The following is an 18,252-nucleotide window of genomic DNA, read 5'->3' on the forward strand; positions in this document are numbered from 1 at the left end:
GCCTCCAACCCGACTGGATCATCGCCGCATCCTTGGCGGCGGGGGGATTGTCTCAAACCCTCAGTATGTCGGCTCCGTCGCTGTTTTTAGCGGTTATTGGCGGGTCGGCTTCGAACGGGTAGGACTCGCCCCATGATTGTGACGCGACATGGTTGATGGCGGATCGCTGCGAACGGTAAGCGTCGGGATCAGGGAAGTGCTGGGTGCTGCGTTGCCGGGCGAACCGAGCAGGGGCGACGTGCGGGCATTACTGCTCGGCACGCGGGTCGACACCCGCAATCTGCGAGACTTTGTCGAACCCGAAACTTTGGACCTCTCAGGCGTTGGGGCTGCATTCGTCTTCCGCTACGGCGTTCTCGTGTTGATCGGGGCATCGGCCGAGACCGAGCGCCGGCTTATCGCCCATCTTTCCGACCACATCATCGAGCCTCTCGCTACGCCGGAAACGGAAACCGCCTGGATCGAGATCTGCGCCGACCGCGAGGAGTCCGTGAGTGCCGACGGGCACATCCGGCTGAAAGAGGCGTCGCGTGAACGGCTGTTGCTGACCGCCACCGTGGTCGCCCGAAGCGTCGTCCTTGCGCGCGACGAAGGCCGCATCGCGGAAGCCTTCGATCGCGTCGAACCGCTGATCAACGAGCTGCGCATCCATGGTCGCGCGGTCATGCCGATCCGGCGGGTCATGCAGAGCATCGGCGATGTTCTCGCGGCGCAACATCGCGTGGTCGGCCGTGCGCAGATCATGGAGAAGCCTGACCTGCTCTGGGATCACCCCGAACTTGACCGGCTTTATGGGCGCCTCGAAGCCGAGTTCGAACTGGGCGACCGCGCGCGTGCAATGGAACGCAAGCTCGAAGTCATCGGCGACGCCGCCGAGTGGCTGCTCGACCTGGTGCAGGACAAGCGCTCGTTACGTCTCGAGCTTGCCGTGATCGGGTTGATCGCGTTCGAGGTCGTTCTCAATATCTACGAGCTATGGCGTCACTGAAGGCGTTTTGCACGGACGGGTGAATTTTCGGCGCTGCAAACGGTCTGCGGAGATCGTGGTGTGGGTCCCGTCTGAAAGCGTCGTCTGCCGGCGGTGTCGCCCGACATGACCGCGGTGGATCGGCGATGGCGTCGCGGCCGGAAAATCGTTACGGTCGTGGTACTATGGGCCGCCGGGATGCGCGGTGCCGAGGGAGACGTCTCATGATGCTCGCGGCCTTGGTAATCGGAATAGTGGCGGGATTGCGGGCGATGATGCCGCTTGCCGCCGTCGCATGGGCGGCCAAACTCGGGATTATCGATCTCGACGGTAGCGGGCTCGCGATTCTCGGGTGGCGCTTCACGGCCCCGGTGATGACGTTGCTCGCGATCGGTGAACTCATCACCGATCAGCTTCCGTCGACGCCCAGCCGCAAGGCCCCCGTGCAGTTCGGCGCGCGGCTCGTCACCGGCGGCGTAGCGGGCGCGGCGCTCGGGACGGCGACCGGCGCGGTCGTCATCGGAGCGATCCTCGGCGTGATCGGAGCGGTCATCGGCACGCTTGGAGGCGCGGCGGTTCGCGCCCGCCTCGCAGCCTCGTTCGGCAGCGACCGTCCGGCAGCGCTGATCGAGGACGTTATCGCGATCGGCGGTGCGCTGCTGGCGGTGGCGCTCGTCTGATGCGCAGTTTCGATGCGATCATCGTCGGGGCAGGGCAGGCTGGACCGCCGCTTGCCGGACGACTTACCGCGAAGGGCTGGCAGGTCGCCCTGATCGAGCGACATCTGGTTGGCGGAACCTGCGTCAATACCGGCTGCATGCCCACCAAGACACTCGTCGCCAGCGCGTATGCAGCCCACCTCGCCCGGCGGAGCGCGGATTTCGGGATACGGACGGGCATCGTCGAGGTCGACATGCCCGCCGTCGCAGCGCGGGCGGCACGCGTCGTCGAGGACGCCCGCGGTGGCAACGAACGATGGCTCTCGTCGATGGAGCGGCTGACGTTCCTGCGCGGCCACGCGCGATTCACCGGGCTCAAGACGATGATGGTCGGTGACGAGGCGATCACGGCGCCCCGCATCTTCCTCAACGTCGGCGGGCGGGCGGACGTCCCGGCGATGCCGGGTGCCGGCGATGTGCCGCATCTCGACAATACCGACATGGTCGCGCTCGACGTGGTCCCGCGGCATCTCGTCGTCGTCGGCGGCAGCTATGTCGGACTTGAATTCGCGCAGATGTACCGCCGTTTCGGCGCCCAGGTGACGATCGTGGAGCGTGGCGATCGATTGGTCTCGCATGAGGACATCGACGTGTCCGACGCGATCCGTGCCCTGCTCGAAGACGAAGGTATCGTGGTCCGCACGGGGGCGGACTGTATCGGGTTCTCCCGCCACGCAGAGGGCGTCGCGGTAGCCGTGTCGTGCAAAACGGGTGAGCCTTCGGTCGTCGGCAGCCACGTCCTGCTGGCGATCGGGCGTCGTCCCAACACCGACGATCTTGGTCTGGAACATGCCGGCGTCGCGACCGACGCGCGCGGCTTCATCACGGTCGACGATCGATTGGAGACCAACGTCGCGGGTATCTGGGCACTGGGCGATTGCAACGGTCGCGGCGCCTTCACGCATACCGCGTATAATGATTTCGAGATCGTCGCGGCAAACCTGCTGGATGGCGACGATCGCCGCGTATCCCAGCGTATCCCGGGCTACGCGCTCTACATCGATCCACCCCTAGGCCGCGTCGGCATGACGCAGGCGCAGGCAATCGCCTCCGGCCGGAAAGTGCTCGTCTCGAAGCGGGCGATGACGAGGGTCGGCCGGGCGGTGGAGAAGGGCGAGACTAAGGGATTCATGAAAATCGTCGCCGATGGGGAGACCCAGCGCATCCTCGGTGCGGCCATTCTCGGCACCGGAGGCGACGAGGCGATCCACGGCATCCTCGACATGATGAGCGCCGACCAGCCGATCTCGGCGCTGCGCTGGGCGGTGCCGATCCACCCGACGGTGTCCGAACTGATCCCGACGGTGCTGCTCGATCTCCAGCTACCAGAGGCCATGCCATGAGCGTCGTCGACGATCGCCGGCAGCAGATGTTTCCGACGCTCGACACCGCGCAGCTCGAGACCGCGAAGAGGTTCGCCAGTGGCCCACCGCGGACCTTTGCCGCGGACGAACCTGTCTACGCGATTGGGGAACTCGGCGCCCCCGCGTGGCTGATACTCGCCGGCGCGATCGATGTCGTCCGCCGCGACGGGTTGAGCCACGAGGCGCCGATCACGACACATGGTCCAGGCCAGCTGACGGGTGAAGTAAGCCAGCTTTCGGGCCGGCCATCGATCGCAGCGGGACGTGCAGGCGCCGAAGGCTGCACGGCGTTACCGTTCGATGCGGCGCATCTGCGCGCCTTGATGGTCGGGTCGGCGGACGTTGGCGAAGTCGTCATGCGCGCGCTGATCCTGCGAAGGGTCGGACTGATCGAGGAGGGCGGCGCAGGTTCGATCCTGATCGGTGTACCGGGTAGCGCCGACATCGTCCGTATCCAGGGGTTCCTGACACGTAGCGGCTACCCGAACCTCGTGCTCGATGCCTCTGCCGATGAGGAAGGGCGCGCCTTGGTCGAACGAACCGGGGTGCTACCAGGTGAACTGCCGCTGATGGTGTGCCCGAATGGCACCATCCTCAAGCGCCCGTCCAATGCAGAGGTGGCGACTTGCCTTGGCATGATCCCCGACCTCGACCCCGCGATGGTGTATGACGTTGCGATCGTCGGCGCAGGTCCTGCAGGATTGGCGGCGGCGGTCTACGCCGCGTCCGAAGGACTGTCGGTCCTCGTGGTGGACGAGCGGGCGATGGGCGGGCAGGCCGGCGCCTCCGCCCGGATCGAGAATTATCTCGGCTTTCCCGCCGGCATCTCGGGTCAGGCACTGGCCGGGCGGGCGTTCAACCAGGCGTTGAAGTTTGGCGCGGAAATGGTGATCCCGCTCGAGACGCTGCGCCTCGAATGCGACGCCGACCCTGCCGGGCGCGATCCGCTGACGCTCGAACTGTCGGGTGATCGGCGCGTCCGATCGCGGACCGTTATCATCGCGTCGGGTGCGCGTTATCGCCGTCCCGATATCCCCGATCTGGCTATGTTCGAGGGGCAGGGCATTTCCTATTGGGCCTCCCCGATCGAGGCGAAGCTCTGCGCGGGCGAGGAGGTGGCACTCGTGGGCGGCGGGAATTCGGCTGGACAGGCGGTGGTGTTTCTCGCCGCCCGCGTATCGCACCTTCACCTGATCGTCCGTCGGCCGATCGTCGAGACCATGTCGCGCTATCTGGTCGATCGGATCGCCGCGCTCGCCAATGTGACGCTCCATGTCGGCGTCGAGATCATCGGTCTGGAAGGCGATGCAGCACACGGTTTGTCTGCCGCGCGCTTTCGCAACCGAACGGACGGATCGATCAGCCGGTGTGCGATGCGGCACCTGTTCCTGTTCATCGGCGCTGATCCCAATGCCGGATGGCTGCACGGATGCGTCGCCACGGATGACAAGGGTTTCGTCGTGACCGGTGGCAATGGCCTGCCGTTGGAAACGAGCATGTCGAGCGTGTTCGCCATCGGCGACGTGCGTGCGGGCTCGACCAAGCGGGTTGCCGCCGCCGTCGGCGAGGGTGCTGCCGTCGTCGCGCAGATCCACACCAAGCTCGCCGAACGCAGCAAGGGAGAAACCTGATGGCCGAGACTTGCGAGCATACGGGAACGATCCGGGCCGTCACGCCCAGCGCCCGCGGGTGTGAGGAATGCCTCGCCATCGGAAGCCCGTGGGTGCATCTTCGTCTGTGTCGCGACTGTGGTCACGTCGGTTGCTGTGACGATTCACCACATCGCCATGCCACCGCGCATTTCCACGCGACGCAGCACCCGATCATCGAAGGCTATGATCCCCCCGAGGGCTGGGGCTGGTGCTACATCGACGAGATCGAGATCTCCCTGCCGAACCAGACCACCCAGATAGGGCCCATCCCGCGCTACGTCTGATCGACGACGATCGTTTCGGCAGTGGCGGCATTTTTCGGACAAGGCCGGTCAAGTGCCGCGGAACGCGTCCGCGATTGCAAGCGAACGCTGACGATCACGGCGACGAGCCCCAGCGCCGCCGACGCCGCGCCGGCCAGCGCGACCGCAGGGAACCCCAGCCCTGCCGCGATCACGCCGCCGCCCAGCGCCGCACCGATCGCATTGCCGAGGTTGAACGCGCCGATGTTCATCGCCGAGGCGAGGTTCGGCGCATCCGCCGCCGCGTGCATGACGCGGATCTGGAGCGGCGGGACCAGCGCGAAGCTCGCGATGCCCCACAGGAAGATCAGGATCGCAGCGGGAACCTTCAACGGCATGAACACCGCGAATGCGACCAGGATCACCGCCAGCGAGGCAAGCGTCACGATCAGCGTCCGATCGACCGAGCGATCGGCGAACCGCCCGCCGAGCCAGTTTCCGACCGTGAGGCCGACGCCGTACGTCACCAGCATTGCCGTGACGAAGCCAAGCGAGGCATGCGTCGCCTCACGCAGGATCGGCGTGATATAGGTGAAGACGGTGAACATCGCGCTTGCACCCACCACGGTCAGGCCGAGCGCGCCGAGCACCGGGCCCCGCGCCAGCACGCGCAGTTCGGCTCTAGCGTCGCTACCGCCGGTGCCGGCAAGCGCGGCAGCGTCAGGCGCAACGCCGCCATCGTCGCGACGCCGAGCGCGGCAATGCCCCAGAACGATGCGCGCCAGCCGAGATGCTCGCCCGCCAACGTCGCGAGCGGGACGCCGACGACATTGGCGATCGTCAGCCCCATGAACATCGCCGCGACCGCGCCGGCGCGCCGGTCCGCCGGCACCAGGCTGGCCGCGACGATCGAGCCGACACCGAAGAACGCGCCGTGGTTGAGCGAGGTCAGGATTCGCGCGACCATCAACATGCCGTAGCCGGTCGACACCGCCGCCAGCAGGTTGCCCGCGGTGAAGATGCCGGCAAGCACGATCAGCAATGTCCGCCGCGGCACTCCCCCGGTCGTCAGCGTCATCAGCGGCGCACCGATCACCACTCCCAGAGCGTAGGCGCTGATCAGCAACCCGGCGCTCGGGATCGACACGCCGAGATCATGGGCGATGACGGGCAGCAGGCCCATCGGCGCAAATTCGGTCACGCCGATGCCGAATGCACCGACGGACAGGGCGAGCACGGCGGGATTGAATTTCATCACGTGATCCTCAGACCAGCGCCGGGTTCAGGCGGGCGAAACCCTCCTGCTGGCGGTACGGGGTATGCGGGTAGGGCGGCAGCAATTCGCTCGCCGCGTCGAGCACAGCCACGTGATCGACCGACAAGGTCCAGCCGACCGCGCCGAGATTGTCGCGCAACTGCGCTTCGTTGCGCGCACCGATGATCACCGACGCGACGGTCGGGCGACGCAGCAGCCAGTTGATCGCGACCTGCGGCACGGTTTTGCCGGTGTCCGCGGCGACCGCTTCCAACGCGTCGATCACGCGGTAGAGATGCTCGGCCTCGACCGGCGGCGCGAACTGCTCCGTGTCGTGGAGGCGGCTGCCCGCGGGGATCGGCCGGTCGCGCCCGATCCTGCCGGTCAGTCGACCCCAGCCAAGCGGGCTCCACACCAGCGCACCGACGCCTTGGTCGGCGCCCATCGGCATCAGGTCGGCCTCGTAAGCGCGGCCGATCAGCGAATAATAGACCTGATGCGCGACCAGGCGCGGCCAGCCGTGCCGGTCTGCAATGCCCTGCGCCTTCGTCACCTGCCAGCCCGGATAGTTGGACACCCCGGCATAGCGGACCTTGCCCGCGGCGATCAGCGTATCGAGCGTTCCCATCAGTTCCTCGGTCGGGGTGGACGCATCGAACGCATGAAGCTGGAGCAGATCGACATGATCGGTGCCGAGCCGTCGCAGCGAGTCCTCGACCGCGCGGACGAGACGCGCGCGCGACGCGCCCCAGTCCTGCGGTCCGTCGCCCATCGGCAGCCCGGTCTTGGTCGATATCAGCACCTGCTCGCGCCGCCCCTTGATCGCCGCGCCGAGCACGGTTTCCGATGCGCCGTTCGAATAGACATCGGCGGTGTCGAACAACGTGACGCCCGCATCGAGGCAGACGTCGACCAATCGCCGCGCCTCGGTCTCGTCGCTGCGACCCCATGCGCCGAACAGCGGACCGGTGCCGCCGAACGTCCCGGTGCCAAAGCTGAGCACGGGCACGCGAAGCCCCGATGATCCCAATTGCCGATAATCCATGTGCGTGTTCCCGATTGCGCTGTAGACGCATAGATGGCCGGTAGCGCTCGCTTTGATTAGCTGCCGGAGCGGCGAAGGATCTGTGATATGGACGCAAAGGCCGACACTGCGATGGGCGTGGGAGCCGATCGCGCCCGATCGCTGGAGGTCTTCGCCGCGGTGATGCGCGCGGGCAGTTTTTCGGGTGCGGGCCGCGTGCTGGGATTGACGCCGTCCGCGGTTGCGCGGTCGATCGATCGGATCGAGGCACGGCTCGGCGTCAGGCTGCTCCTGCGCTCGACCCGTGCGCTGACGCCGACCGCGGAGGGACAGGCTTATTTCCAGAGCGCGCGCCGGATTCTCGCCGATCTCGACGACGCCGAACAGCAGATCGCCGACCAGGGCGCGCCCCGGGGTCGGTTGCGGGTCAGCGCGGCGCTCTCGCACGGGCGGTTGTGCGTCGTCCCGCTGCTCGGCGAATTCGTCCGCCGCTATCCGCACATCGTGCTCGATTTCGCGCTGAGCGATTCGATCGTCGATGTCGCGGCGGGGCAGGCGGACGTCGCGGTCCGGTTCGGCCCGTTGGCGGACAGCCTGCTCACCGCTCGCAAGCTGGGCGAAAGCGGCCGCGTGATCGTCGCGTCACCCGCCTATCTTGCCCGTTGCGGCATGCCGCCCACGCCCGAAGACCTGCGCGATCATAACTGCTTCAACTTCAATTTCCGGCGGATCAAGCCGGTCTGGCCGTTCCGGCGCGACGGCCGTGACATCACGCTGTCGGTAAAGGGCAATATCGAGGCCAATAACGGCGAGACGGTCGCCCAGCTCGCCGTCGCTGGGGTCGGGATCGCGCGTGTCGGCACGTTCAGCGTCGCCGACGATATTGCCGCGGGCCGGCTGGTCCCCCTGTTCGAGGACCTCAACCCTGGCGACGTCGAACTCATCCACGCGGTCTTCGTCGGCGGCGTCAACATGCCCGCCCGCGTCCGCGTGTTCGTCGATTTCCTCGCCGCGCGCCTAGCGGCATAGCGTGGGCAACGCTAACTCGTGCCGTCCGCCGCCTTGTCATGCGCAAAACCGTTTCAGATCTTTACGAATGCGTCCGCCGTGTCAGGCCTAAGGTAGACGCTATTTCGGGCACGGTTGCCAGCACGAGACAGGTTGGCTTGGCGGCGTGCCAGTATATCTGCACGTCTATCCGCCCGGCCTCACGTTCGCGTTGACGAGCATCAGGTCGGACATGATCGGTCTCCGGCTCGGTGATCTCGCTGAACATCAGCGTGCGAGCGTTGCCAGGTCTGTCGCCAGACGAGCGGGGTCACGCCGACGACGCGGCGGAACAGCCGTGTCAGATGCGCCTGATCGGTCAGCCCGCAGGCATAGGCGATCTGGCTGAGCGTCTCGTCGGTCCGCAGCATCAGCGTCTGCGCGCGACGCACGCGCTGACGGATCAGGAACGCGTGCGGGGTTTCGCCCGTCGTCACCTTGAAGGCGCGACAGAAATGCCCCGTGCTGAGTCGTGCCACTTCGGCCAGCGCATCGAGACCGACCGTCGATCCCAGCCACTGTTCGATATGCTGGACGACGCCGCGCAACTGCCATGCGGCGAGCCCGCCCTTGACCGACTTCCGGATCGGCTGCGGATCGTCCTCGACGAACATCGCCGCGAGCCGCTCGAGGTAATGCCGTGCGACGTGCGGATTGTGATCGAGCGTGCTGACCGCGTTTGCCAGCAAGCTCGCGGCCACGGACGGCGCGAACCCGTGGGGCAGGGCCGTGATCGTTGGGGCCGTGTGCAGCATCGCCTGTTCTCCCTCGCAACCCGTGCGGAAAACATAACGGATGTGTATCGATCGGCTGCGCCCCGCCTGGGGTGGCGATCGCCCCCTCTTTAGTGGGGCGCGGTGCAGCCCAGAATCAGAGTTCGATGATCCCGCGCTTGGCCGCGATCGTCACCGCGTGCGTGCGATCCGAGGCGCCGAGTTTCGAGAAGATCAGCTTCATGTGGCCCTTCACGGTTTCCGCCGTGACGGCCAGCCGAGCGGCGATCTGCTTGTTGGAATTGCCCGACGCGGCGAGCGACAACACGCCGATCTCGCGCTCGGTCAGCGCATCCTCGATGACGTGGAAGGCTATGCTCGACGCCACCTGCGCGTTGAGATGCTTGCCACCGCCGTGGACCGAGCGGATCGTGTCGAGCAGTTCCTTGCGCAGCGTGTTCTTGAGCAGATAGCCCGCAGCCCCGGCGCGCAACGCGCGCAACGCCTGCGCATCGCCCGAATAGGTCGTCAGCACGATGATACGCGCCAGCGGCCAGTGGCTGCGCATCGCGGCGATCGTGTCGACGCCGCCGATCCCCGGCATCTGCAGGTCCATCAGGACGATGTCGGGCAGATGCGTCGGGTACAGCGCGAGCGCCTGTTCGCCGGACTCGGCCTCCGCGACGAGCGCGAGATCAGCCTGCGTTTCGATCACGGCTCTTACCCCCTCGCGAAGGAAAGGATGATCGTCGACGATCATGATGCGGATCTGTGGCGATGACGGCACGGCGAACTCACGAGGTTGGGGACTGCGAAGCGGAAACCCTGCGCCGTGTCCGAGGGACATGACAAGTCGCTGATCCATCAGCGCGCGGCCAATCGGTCGAAGGTGTCGCGGAAGACCTCTGCCATTGCATCGAAACGTACTGCCCCGACATAGAACAGCCAGCGCGACAATGTCCCGCATCCATCGTCGGGTCGGTCGTCGGGCAGCGCATCGAACAACCCCTCCAGCATTGCCTGCGGTGTTCCAGACAGGCCGTCGGGGTTCAGCCCGCTATCGATAAGGCTTGGCGCGAAGGCAGCGGACTCGGCGTCGAGGCGGATCGTTTCGCGCGCTGCCGTCGCGACCGCCTGGCGCATCACGGCTGGCGTCCAAGCCGCCGGGTTGCCGAGACCGATCGCGAGGACGGTGGCCGCATGGATCGGTCGCGCCGGCGCCGACAGAGTCAGGACCTCGCCTGGCTCGGCACGAAATATACCGTCGGCGCGCAGCCGCGTGATCGCGCCGCCAAGTGCCACATCGAGGTTGCCCAAGCCACCGCCGGGCTTGTTCCGTCCGATCTCGTAAGAGAACACGCCTGCGATCGCCACCGCCACCTCCGCACTCACCGCATCGCGCGGCGCGACATCGATGCGAACGCGCCGCCATGTCCCGATCGTCACCGCGTCGTCCGCACGGCCATCCATCGGCGGCATCCTGTTCTCCCGTTGGTCCGATCCGGGACCTCTCCCATCGCATAGCATCGTGATACGCAAGGATCGTGGACCGGGCTGACAGAATTTGGATAATCATGACGTTCGCCGGCGCAATATTGGACATTGACGTTGGTGTATCGTGCAAACTCTTGCATTAGGTTGTTTCGTAAACGTAACGTAGATTATCGTCGCTGGGTTGGACATTGTCATATTATCTGCACGATCTCGGTATCTGCGCATGACAGGGCTCTGGGCATCCACCCGCCTTATCGTGGGGGCCGCCGGCCTTTTGACCCTGACGACTGGCGCATCGGCACTCGATCCCACGCGGACGATCGCCCAACTGCGCCATTCCCGCTGGACACTGGGCGACGGTGCACCCGGCAACATCCGCGCGATCGCTCAAGGCCGGGACGGCTATCTCTGGCTCGGCACCGCAACCGGCCTCTACCGGTTCGACGGACTCGTTTTCGAGCGGATCGTTCCCGTCGACGAGGATCCCTATCGCTCGCCGCAGATCACCGCGTTGCTGGCTGCCCGCAACGGAGACATCTGGGTCGGCTATGACTTTGGTGGTGTCGCGGTGTTCCGCGGCGGTATCCTCAAAGGCGCCAACCCGTCACCGCCCGTCGGCGGCGTCAATCGCATCGTCGAGGGGCGCGACGGCGCGATCTGGTTCGCGGTGGAATCGAAGGGTAAGTTGGTCCTCAGCCGATTGTCGGACGGGCGCTGGTCCCGGTTCGGGGCTCGGCAGGGCATACCGGACACCGCGATCGGCGATATCCTGAGTACGTCCAGGGGGATCTATGTGTCGGCGCGTCCCCGGATGCTGCTGCTCAAACCCGGCGGCACGCGGTTCATCGACGTCGGGATTCCGAGCGACACCTATGCCGCGCTCGCCGAAAGTCCGGGCGGTCGCCTTTGGCAATGGAATGGCGACCGGATCCGGCCGGTGACGGGCGGGGGCAGCTCGTTTCGATCGGGACCCGTCACGATGCCCTTCGTCTTCCCCAAGCCGGTGTTCGACCGTGATGGCAATCTCTGGCTGCTGGGGCAGGACACCGGGCTGGGGCGGCTGCCGGCCGGATCGCTCGATCGTCCCGAAAACCGCGATCCGATCCAGATGTTCACCGAGAAGCAGGGGCTGACGGCATCGCTGACGCTGTCGATGCTGGAGGACCGCGAGGGCAATATCTGGGTTGGTACCGAGTCCGGGCTCGACCGCTTCTCACCGAGCAATATCGTCCAGCCGGAGACGACCGAGGCCCTCGTATCGGGATTCGTCGGACCGACCGGCGGCGGGCCCGTCTTCGTCGCGGGGCTGTCCGGCGTGTACCGGATCGCCCGCGACGGCAAACCGTCCATGATTTTCCCAATGACGGATATCGGCGTTCTGTGCGGCGATAGTCGCCACGTGCTGGTCGTCAGCATGCGCGGCAAATGGCTGCTCGACATCGACCGATCGGGCAAGCTTGGCAAGGTAACGCCCATCCGCGGTCCGATATCGATGACCTGCGCGCTGGATACCAACGGCCAGTTCTGGACGGGGGCGGACCGGGTCTACCGTGTCGTCGGTGACCGTCTCCAGCCGGTCGGCGGCGCGGCGGGCACGGCTGGCTCCTCCGTACCTCGTATCCGTAGCGATGGCGCAGGCGGGGTCGTGTTCGCGCGTGTCTTCAAGGGGTTTGCGCGGCTCAAGGACGGCTCCGAGACTCGGCTGTGGCGGCGTGAGGATCACGTCGTCGGCTCCACCCGGACGATGGTGCCCAGCCGCCACGGCCTGCTGATCGTCGGCGACCAGGGACTGGCCCGCTATGACGGCCGCCGACTGGCATCGCTGACCGATCGGTCATACACGTTCCTCGTCGGGCTGACCGGCCTGATTCAGACCGCGGACGGGTCGACATGGGTGATCGGCACGACGGGGATCGTCCGGATGGCGACCGTCGCGCTCGATGCGGCGTTCGCGCATCCCGGCACGCCGCTCCCCTTCGAACGCTTCGGGTATCAGGAGGATTTCCGCGCGCGCTCGAACATGGTCGACGCAAACGATATCGCCGAGGACGCGGCGGGGCGATTGTGGTTCGCGACCAACAAGGGGCTGGCGATGATCGACCCACGCCACGTGTCGCGCAACCGTTTGCCGCCGACCGTGCAGATCCGTTCGCTCGATTCCGGTGGCGCCGAGCAGACGCCTGGAACGCGGGCGGTCGTGTTTCCCGCCGGCACCAATCATGTCAGGATCCGTTACACCGCGCTGAGCCTGACCAACGCGACCGCGAACCGCTTCCGGTACCGGATCGAGGGGATCGATCGCGACTGGGTCGACGCCGGTGAAGCCCGCGAGGCGCTGTATACCAATCTCGGCCCCGGCACGTATCGCTTCCGGGTCATCGCCGCCAACAACGACGGCGTCTGGAACCGCGACGGCGCGGTGCTTGCGTTCACGATCGCGCCGCGTTTCTATCAGACCTACGCGTTCGTCGCGCTCTGCATCACCGCCATCCTGGTCCTGGGGTGGCTGCTGTATCGGCGTCGGGTCCGCGCGATCGCCGACCGCACGCGCGGCCGGTTCGAGGTCCAGCTGGCGGAGCGCGAGCGCATTGCCCGCGAGCTTCACGACACGCTGTTGCAGGGATTTCAGGGGCTTATGCTGCGCTTTCAGTCGGTGGTCGAACTGCTGCCGCGCGGCGACCGTGCGCGGACCAGCCTCGAGGGCGTGCTGGAGCGGGCCGACGACGTACTGCTCGACGGCCGGGACCGGGTCCGGTTCCTGCGCGATAATATGGAACCGGTGGTGCTGCCTGCATTGCTGACCGCGATCACCGAAGACATCGTCGCGCCGCCGCTGACCTGGGACCTGGACGTCGAGGGCGTCCAGCGACCGGTCTGCGCACCGGTTGCCGATGAGATCGCGCAGATCGTCCGCGAAGCGCTCGCCAATGCGGTGCGTCATGCCAAGGCGGATCGCATCGGCGTCGCAATCCGATCGAGTTCCGACAAGCTCGTCATCACCGTAACGGACGACGGTCTCGGCCTTCCGTCCGACGTCCGCGAAAGCGGGCATAGACCCGGCCATTACGGCCTGATCGGCATGCGCGAACGTGCCGTCGCAATGGGTGGAACGCTTGCAATCCGGTCCGACCCCAAGTCCGACGCCAAGTCCGGTACCGAGATCAGCGTAACGATCCCGGCGCGGATCGCCTATCGATGAGCGGGAAGGCGACGATCGGCACCCTCCCGCCGATCGCGTAGCGCTCAGCTCTTCACGAACGCGAGCAAATCCGGGTTGATGACGTCGGCATGCGTCGTCAGCATCCCGTGTGGAAAGCCCTTGTAGATCTTGAGCGTCGCGTTCTGGAGCAGTTTGGCCTGGAGCACGGCGGCATTGGCGAACGGCACGATCTGGTCGTCGTCGCCCTGCAGCACGAGCGTCGGGACCGTGATCGCCTTGAGGTCAGCGGTCTGGTCGGTCTCAGAGAACGCCTTGATTCCCTCGTAATGCGCGAGCGCGCCGCCCATCATGCCCTGGCGCCACCAATTGTCGACCACTCCCTGCGACAGCTTTTCGGTCGGTCGGTTGAAGCCGTAGAATGGCCCCGACGCCAGATCGATGTAGAACTGCGCGCGGTTGTCGGCGAGCGCCTTGCGCAGGCCATCGAACACCGAGATCGGCAAACCGCCGGGATTGCCCGCGGTCTTGAGCATCAGCGGCGGTACCGAACTGACCAACACGGCCTTGGCGACGCGGCCCTGCGGCTGGCCGAACTTCGCTACATAGCGCGCGACTTCGCCGCCGCCCGTTGAGTGACCGATATGCACCGCCCGCTTCAGGTCGAGATGCTCGACCACCGCGGAGGCATCGGCGGCGTAATGATCCATGTCGTTGCCGGTATCGACCTGCGACGACCGGCCGTGTCCACGGCGATCATGCGCGACGACGCGGTAGCCCTCGGCAAAAAAGAACAGCATCTGCGTGTCCCAGTCATCCGACGATAGCGGCCAGCCGTGATGGAACACGATCGGCTGCGCCTCCTTCGGACCCCAGTCCTTGTAGAAGATGTCGGTGCCGTCCTTGGTCTTGATGAATCCGCTGCTCATTCTCGGAACTCCGTTCGGTAGAGGGGGAAGGGGTGAGGCGAAGGTCATCGTCGGCAGAAGCGTCGCCGCGACCGCGGATGCGGAGGCGATGACGACCGAGCGTCTCGACAACTCGCGAAGGGTTTCCGGCATGGGCGTGTCCTCTGGTCGCGGCAGAACGATGCCGCCGGTTCGCGAGCTCATGGCGCGGTCGCTGCGGCTTCGATCAACGCGGCAACAGCCTTCGGATTGGACGTCATCACGACATGCGATGCGCCTGGGACCACGACCGTCTTCCTGGCTTCGGCGCGCTTTGCCATGAAGGCATGCGCGGCGGGCGGAATGTTCAGATCGGCGCTGCCGTAGATGAACCATGACGCGATGGTCTTCCACGATGCCGTGAGCGCGCGCTCGTTGAGTGCAGCCTCGGCGACCGGGCGCTGCGTCGCCGCCATCAGCGCGGCCGGCGCTGCCGGAACATCCGCGGCGAACTGTTCCGCGAACTTGTCCTGCTCGATGTACAGATCCTTGGTGCCATCGGGCAGCACGACGGGCGGTGCGAGCGCCGCGCCGAGCGTGGCGCCGGGGAACTTGCCGGTCAGCGCGAACGCGCTCTCGCCGATGTCCGCGGCGAAGGCGGCGACATACACCAGTGCCTTCACGTTATGCGCATGCGCGGCCGCTTCGCCGATGACCGGTCCGCCATAGGAATGGCCAACGAGTACGACGGGGGTCTTCACGGCGTTGACGACGCCCGCAACCGACGCCGCGTCGCTCGCTACACCGCGCAACGGATTCGACGCGGCGATGACGGTATAGCCGTCGCGTCGAAGCAGTTCGATGACGCCGTTCCACGATCCGGACTCTGCAAACGCGCCGTGGACGAGGACGATGGTCGGGCGCTGGCCCGCTGGTTGCGCGTGTGCGCCGGCTAACGGCAAGAGCATCGCTGTGGCTGCCAAAACGGCGATCCAGTGCTTCATATCATTCCGCTCCCGAGACAAGTTTCCACACCTTCCATGCCCGGCCGCCTCGCAAGGTTCTTGGCAAATTCTGACGTGTTTTGCGCGGGGCCGACATATTGCGATCGCGGCACACTCGCGTCGCTGTGATCGTCCGCGGCGACCTGATACCGCTTTCGGAGTGGGAACAGGGAGTGCCTATGACCGAGCGTCGCATGGGACCGGAGCGGGTCGCCGCGTTCACCGATGGCGTCATCGCGATCATCATCACGATCATGGTGCTGGAACTCAAGGTTCCCGAAAGCGGTGATCTAGGGGCGCTCGCCGGAAGCGCTCCCATTCTGCTCGCCTATGCGCTGAGTTTCGTGAATGTCGGGCTGTACTGGAACAACCATCACCACATGTTCTCGGTCGTCGAACGGATCGATGGACGTGTCTTGTGGGCCAATCTGTTCCTGCTGTTCTGGCTCAGCCTGGTGCCGTTCGTGATCCGCTGGCTCGACGAAACGCAGTTCGCAGCAGGGGCCACCGCCGCCTACGGGATCGTGCTCGGACTGGCGGCAATCGGATATTCGCTCACCGAGCGCGCCATCATCGCCCGCAACGGCAAACAGTCGGCCGTTGCGCGAGCGATCGGCTCGGACTGGAAAGGCTGGGGTAGTATCGCGCTCTACGCCATAGCGGTGCCGCTAGCGTTCGCGAGCCGCTGGGCCGCGATCGCGCTATACTGTGCCGTCATCGGCTTGTGGCTTATCCCTGACCGCAGGATCATCCGAGCGTTCAACCTTCAGGGTCAGATATGACTTTTGCGGCCAACGAAATCCATTGCACAGGCCGTCGTGTCAATCCCGCCAAGCTGCCATCGCGTGCTTGATCCCGGCCCGGATCGCGCTCGCTGGCACCTCATCTCGAGCTTGGATCGAAATGCCCAGCAATAGACCATCGTACAGTGCGACCAACCCTGCGACATCCGTGGTTGGGCCGAGATCACCCGCGCCCACGCCGGCACTGATGCACCGGTGCAGCGCGTTTCGCGTCACGTCGCGTTCGGATCGGGTCAGCGCCCGGATTTGTGCGCTCAGCTCTGACGAGATCGTTGCCGACAGCGTGACCATGCAGCCCTGCGGATGCGCAAGATCGGTCTGCACGGCGACCGAGCCCAACAAAGCCTGTTCGAGCCGCGCGCGCGGCGGCAGTCGTTCGTCGTCGAGCGCGTCGACGATGCTGCCATGCCGGGCCAGATATCGTGCCAGCGTTTCACGATACAGCGCTTCCTTCGAGCCGAACGCCGCGTAGAAACTTGCCGACGAGATGTCGCCCATCGCGTGTCGTAACGTCAGCAGCGACGCGCCTTCATACCCGTGCTCCCAGAACAGGTGCATCGCGCTGTCCAGCGCCGCATCCCGGTCGAACCCACGCGGTCGTCCGCTCCTTGCCATAAGTCTCCACTCCTGACGTTGTGGATTAATCGATCCATTATTCGTTGACAAGCCGCGTTAGGTGGTCGACTGCACTGGATCATTCGATCCAGAAGTGAGTGTTTCGTGCGTTCAAACCCTATTCCGACCGACGTCGGCGCGAGCGAGACGCTGCCGATTTCAGCCTTGCTGGCGCTGGCAATGACAGGCTTCACGGCGATCCTGACCGAGACGCTGCCCGCCGGACTGTTACCGCACATGGCCGCGGGACTGGACGTATCGGAGTCGCTCGCCGGGCAGACGGTGACGGTCTATGCGGTCGGGTCGCTGCTCGCGGCGATCCCGCTGACGCTGTACACGCAAGGCTGGCGTCGCAAGCCGACGCTGCTGGTCGCGATTGTCGGGTTCCTCATCTTCAACTGCGTGACCGCGGTGTCGACCTCCTACGCGCTGACGCTGGTCGCGCGGTTCATGGGCGGAGTCGCGGCGGGGCTCGGCTGGGGGATCATCGCCGGCTATGCGCGGCGGATGGTCGTCGCGCCGTTGCGCGGCAAGGCGCTGGCGATCGCGATGGTCGGTACGCCGCTGGCACTGTCGATCGGCGTTCCCCTGGGGGCGATGCTGGGCACCACGCTCGGCTGGCGTATGGCGTTCGGGCTGATGTCGATCACGACTCTGATCCTGATCGGCTGGGTGCTGTGGCAGGTCCCGGATTTCCCCGGACAGCCGGCGGAACAGCGACTGTCGATCGCGCGCGTGTTCCGCACGCCCGGCGTACGCACCGTGCTCGTCACGCTGTTCGCGTGGATCACCGCGCACAACATCCTCTATACTTATATCGCGCCGGTCGCCGCGTTGTCGGGTGTGCAAGGCCGCCTCGACCTCGTCCTGCTCGGGTTTGGCGTTGCCGCGCTGGTCGGGATCTGGGTGACAGGCGTGTTGATCGACCGGGCGTTGCGGCCACTCGTGCTCGTCAGCCTGACGGTATTTGCGGCGGTGTCGTTGGCGTTCGGGCTGTTTGCGGCTAGCCCCGTCGCGACGATCGCGGCGACGATCCTATGGGGTCTGTCGTTCGGCGGCGCCGCGACGCAGCTCCAGACAGCGCTGGCCGATGCCGCGGGCGACGGCGTCGATCTGGCGAATGCGATGCTGACGACGACGTGGAACGGCGCGATTGCCGCCGGCGGGATGGTCGGCGGCGTGATGCTCGACCATCTTGGTGCAGGTTCGCTCGCCTGGGCCGTGCTGGCGCCGACGTTGCTGGCGCTCGTAATCGCGACGCGCGCGCGCCGCCACGCCTTCAAGCCCGGTCCACGGGCATTCGATTGAT

General features: G+C 66.0%; 16 protein-coding genes and 1 pseudogene. 9 read left to right on the forward strand and 8 right to left on the reverse strand.

Going from position 1 to position 18,252, the window contains the following annotated elements; all coding sequences use genetic code 11:
• The first annotated feature begins 148 nt into the window (after nt 1-148).
• The 5 genes from ASF09_RS05290 to ASF09_RS05310 all read left to right on the forward strand — a co-directional run bounded on the left by ASF09_RS05290 (nt 149) and on the right by ASF09_RS05310 (nt 4,986).
• Entirely contained in the window at nt 149-988 is an 840-nt protein-coding gene (locus tag ASF09_RS05290) for an RMD1 family protein (protein ID WP_056049717.1), read from the forward strand.
• Nucleotides 989-1,191: 203 nt separating this feature from the next.
• On the forward strand, nt 1,192-1,647 hold the full coding sequence (locus tag ASF09_RS05295; RefSeq protein WP_200912527.1) for a DUF4126 family protein: 456 nt from the start codon (nt 1,192-1,194) through the stop codon (nt 1,645-1,647).
• Complete coding sequence (locus ASF09_RS05300; RefSeq protein ID WP_060525254.1) at nt 1,647-3,029, forward strand: FAD-containing oxidoreductase; 1,383 nt, start codon at nt 1,647-1,649, stop codon at nt 3,027-3,029. Before ASF09_RS05295 ends, ASF09_RS05300 begins: the two co-directional genes overlap by 1 nt.
• The gene (locus ASF09_RS05305) at nt 3,026-4,681 is read left to right on the forward strand and encodes an FAD-dependent oxidoreductase (protein ID WP_060525255.1); all 1,656 of its coding nucleotides are present in this window, start codon (nt 3,026-3,028) and stop codon (nt 4,679-4,681) included. The genes ASF09_RS05300 and ASF09_RS05305 overlap by 4 nt, the downstream gene beginning before the upstream one ends.
• Nucleotides 4,681-4,986, forward strand: coding sequence for a UBP-type zinc finger domain-containing protein (locus tag ASF09_RS05310; RefSeq protein ID WP_060525256.1), 306 nt, complete (start codon nt 4,681-4,683; stop codon nt 4,984-4,986). The genes ASF09_RS05305 and ASF09_RS05310 overlap by 1 nt, the downstream gene beginning before the upstream one ends.
• On the opposite strand, the pseudogene ASF09_RS05315 reads toward ASF09_RS05310, so the two are convergent.
• Both ASF09_RS05315 and ASF09_RS05320 read right to left on the reverse strand, forming a co-directional pair.
• Nucleotides 4,977-6,199: pseudogene (locus ASF09_RS05315) on the reverse strand (MFS transporter). The gene ASF09_RS05310 and the pseudogene ASF09_RS05315 overlap by 10 nt on opposite strands.
• A gap of 10 nt (nt 6,200-6,209) precedes the next feature.
• Nucleotides 6,210-7,244 carry an aldo/keto reductase gene (locus ASF09_RS05320; RefSeq protein WP_060525257.1) on the reverse strand — a complete coding sequence of 345 codons (1,035 nt, stop codon included), beginning with the start codon at nt 7,242-7,244 and terminating at the stop codon, nt 6,210-6,212.
• A gap of 87 nt (nt 7,245-7,331) precedes the next feature.
• Between ASF09_RS05320 and ASF09_RS05325 the strand changes: the two genes are divergently transcribed.
• A complete protein-coding gene (locus tag ASF09_RS05325; RefSeq protein WP_060525258.1) occupies nt 7,332-8,252 on the forward strand; it encodes a LysR family transcriptional regulator in 921 nt (306 codons plus the stop codon).
• Between the two features lie 200 nt (nt 8,253-8,452).
• On the opposite strand, the gene ASF09_RS05330 is transcribed toward ASF09_RS05325, so the two are convergent.
• The 3 genes from ASF09_RS05330 to ASF09_RS05340 form a co-directional block, all read right to left on the reverse strand.
• Nucleotides 8,453-9,025 (reverse strand): helix-turn-helix domain-containing protein, encoded by a 573-nt coding sequence (locus ASF09_RS05330; RefSeq protein WP_060525259.1) that lies wholly within the window; start codon nt 9,023-9,025, stop codon nt 8,453-8,455.
• A gap of 115 nt (nt 9,026-9,140) precedes the next feature.
• Entirely contained in the window at nt 9,141-9,830 is a 690-nt protein-coding gene (locus ASF09_RS05335; RefSeq protein WP_082444147.1) for a response regulator transcription factor, read from the reverse strand.
• Nucleotides 9,831-9,847: 17 nt separating this feature from the next.
• Nucleotides 9,848-10,462, reverse strand: a complete 615-nt coding sequence (locus ASF09_RS05340; protein ID WP_060525261.1) for a M17 family peptidase N-terminal domain-containing protein — start codon at nt 10,460-10,462, stop codon at nt 9,848-9,850.
• Between the two features lie 289 nt (nt 10,463-10,751).
• On the opposite strand from ASF09_RS05340, the gene ASF09_RS05345 reads away from it, so the two are divergent.
• Nucleotides 10,752-13,676: a sensor histidine kinase gene (locus tag ASF09_RS05345; protein WP_235529646.1), complete on the forward strand. Its 2,925-nt coding sequence runs from the start codon at nt 10,752-10,754 to the stop codon at nt 13,674-13,676.
• A gap of 44 nt (nt 13,677-13,720) precedes the next feature.
• Here ASF09_RS05345 and ASF09_RS05350 read toward each other — a convergent pair whose 3' ends face one another.
• The gene (locus ASF09_RS05350) at nt 13,721-14,563 is read right to left on the reverse strand and encodes an alpha/beta fold hydrolase (protein WP_060525262.1); all 843 of its coding nucleotides are present in this window, start codon (nt 14,561-14,563) and stop codon (nt 13,721-13,723) included.
• Between the two features lie 179 nt (nt 14,564-14,742).
• Complete coding sequence (locus ASF09_RS05355; RefSeq protein WP_060525263.1) at nt 14,743-15,525, reverse strand: alpha/beta fold hydrolase; 783 nt, start codon at nt 15,523-15,525, stop codon at nt 14,743-14,745.
• A 179-nt stretch (nt 15,526-15,704) separates the two neighbouring features.
• Here ASF09_RS05355 and ASF09_RS05360 point away from each other — a divergent pair, with 179 nt between their 5' ends.
• Nucleotides 15,705-16,307 (forward strand): TMEM175 family protein, encoded by a 603-nt coding sequence (locus tag ASF09_RS05360; protein ID WP_235529649.1) that lies wholly within the window; start codon nt 15,705-15,707, stop codon nt 16,305-16,307.
• A gap of 39 nt (nt 16,308-16,346) precedes the next feature.
• On the opposite strand, the gene ASF09_RS05365 is transcribed toward ASF09_RS05360, so the two are convergent.
• Complete coding sequence (locus ASF09_RS05365) at nt 16,347-16,943, reverse strand: TetR/AcrR family transcriptional regulator (RefSeq protein ID WP_060525264.1); 597 nt, start codon at nt 16,941-16,943, stop codon at nt 16,347-16,349.
• A 105-nt stretch (nt 16,944-17,048) separates the two neighbouring features.
• Between ASF09_RS05365 and ASF09_RS05370 the strand changes: the two genes are divergently transcribed.
• On the forward strand, nt 17,049-18,251 hold the full coding sequence (locus tag ASF09_RS05370; RefSeq protein ID WP_235529651.1) for an MFS transporter: 1,203 nt from the start codon (nt 17,049-17,051) through the stop codon (nt 18,249-18,251).
• Nucleotide 18,252 lies beyond the last annotated feature (1 nt).

This window comes from Sphingomonas sp. Leaf242 (assembly GCF_001422045.1).
Lineage (GTDB): Bacteria > Pseudomonadota > Alphaproteobacteria > Sphingomonadales > Sphingomonadaceae > Sphingomonas.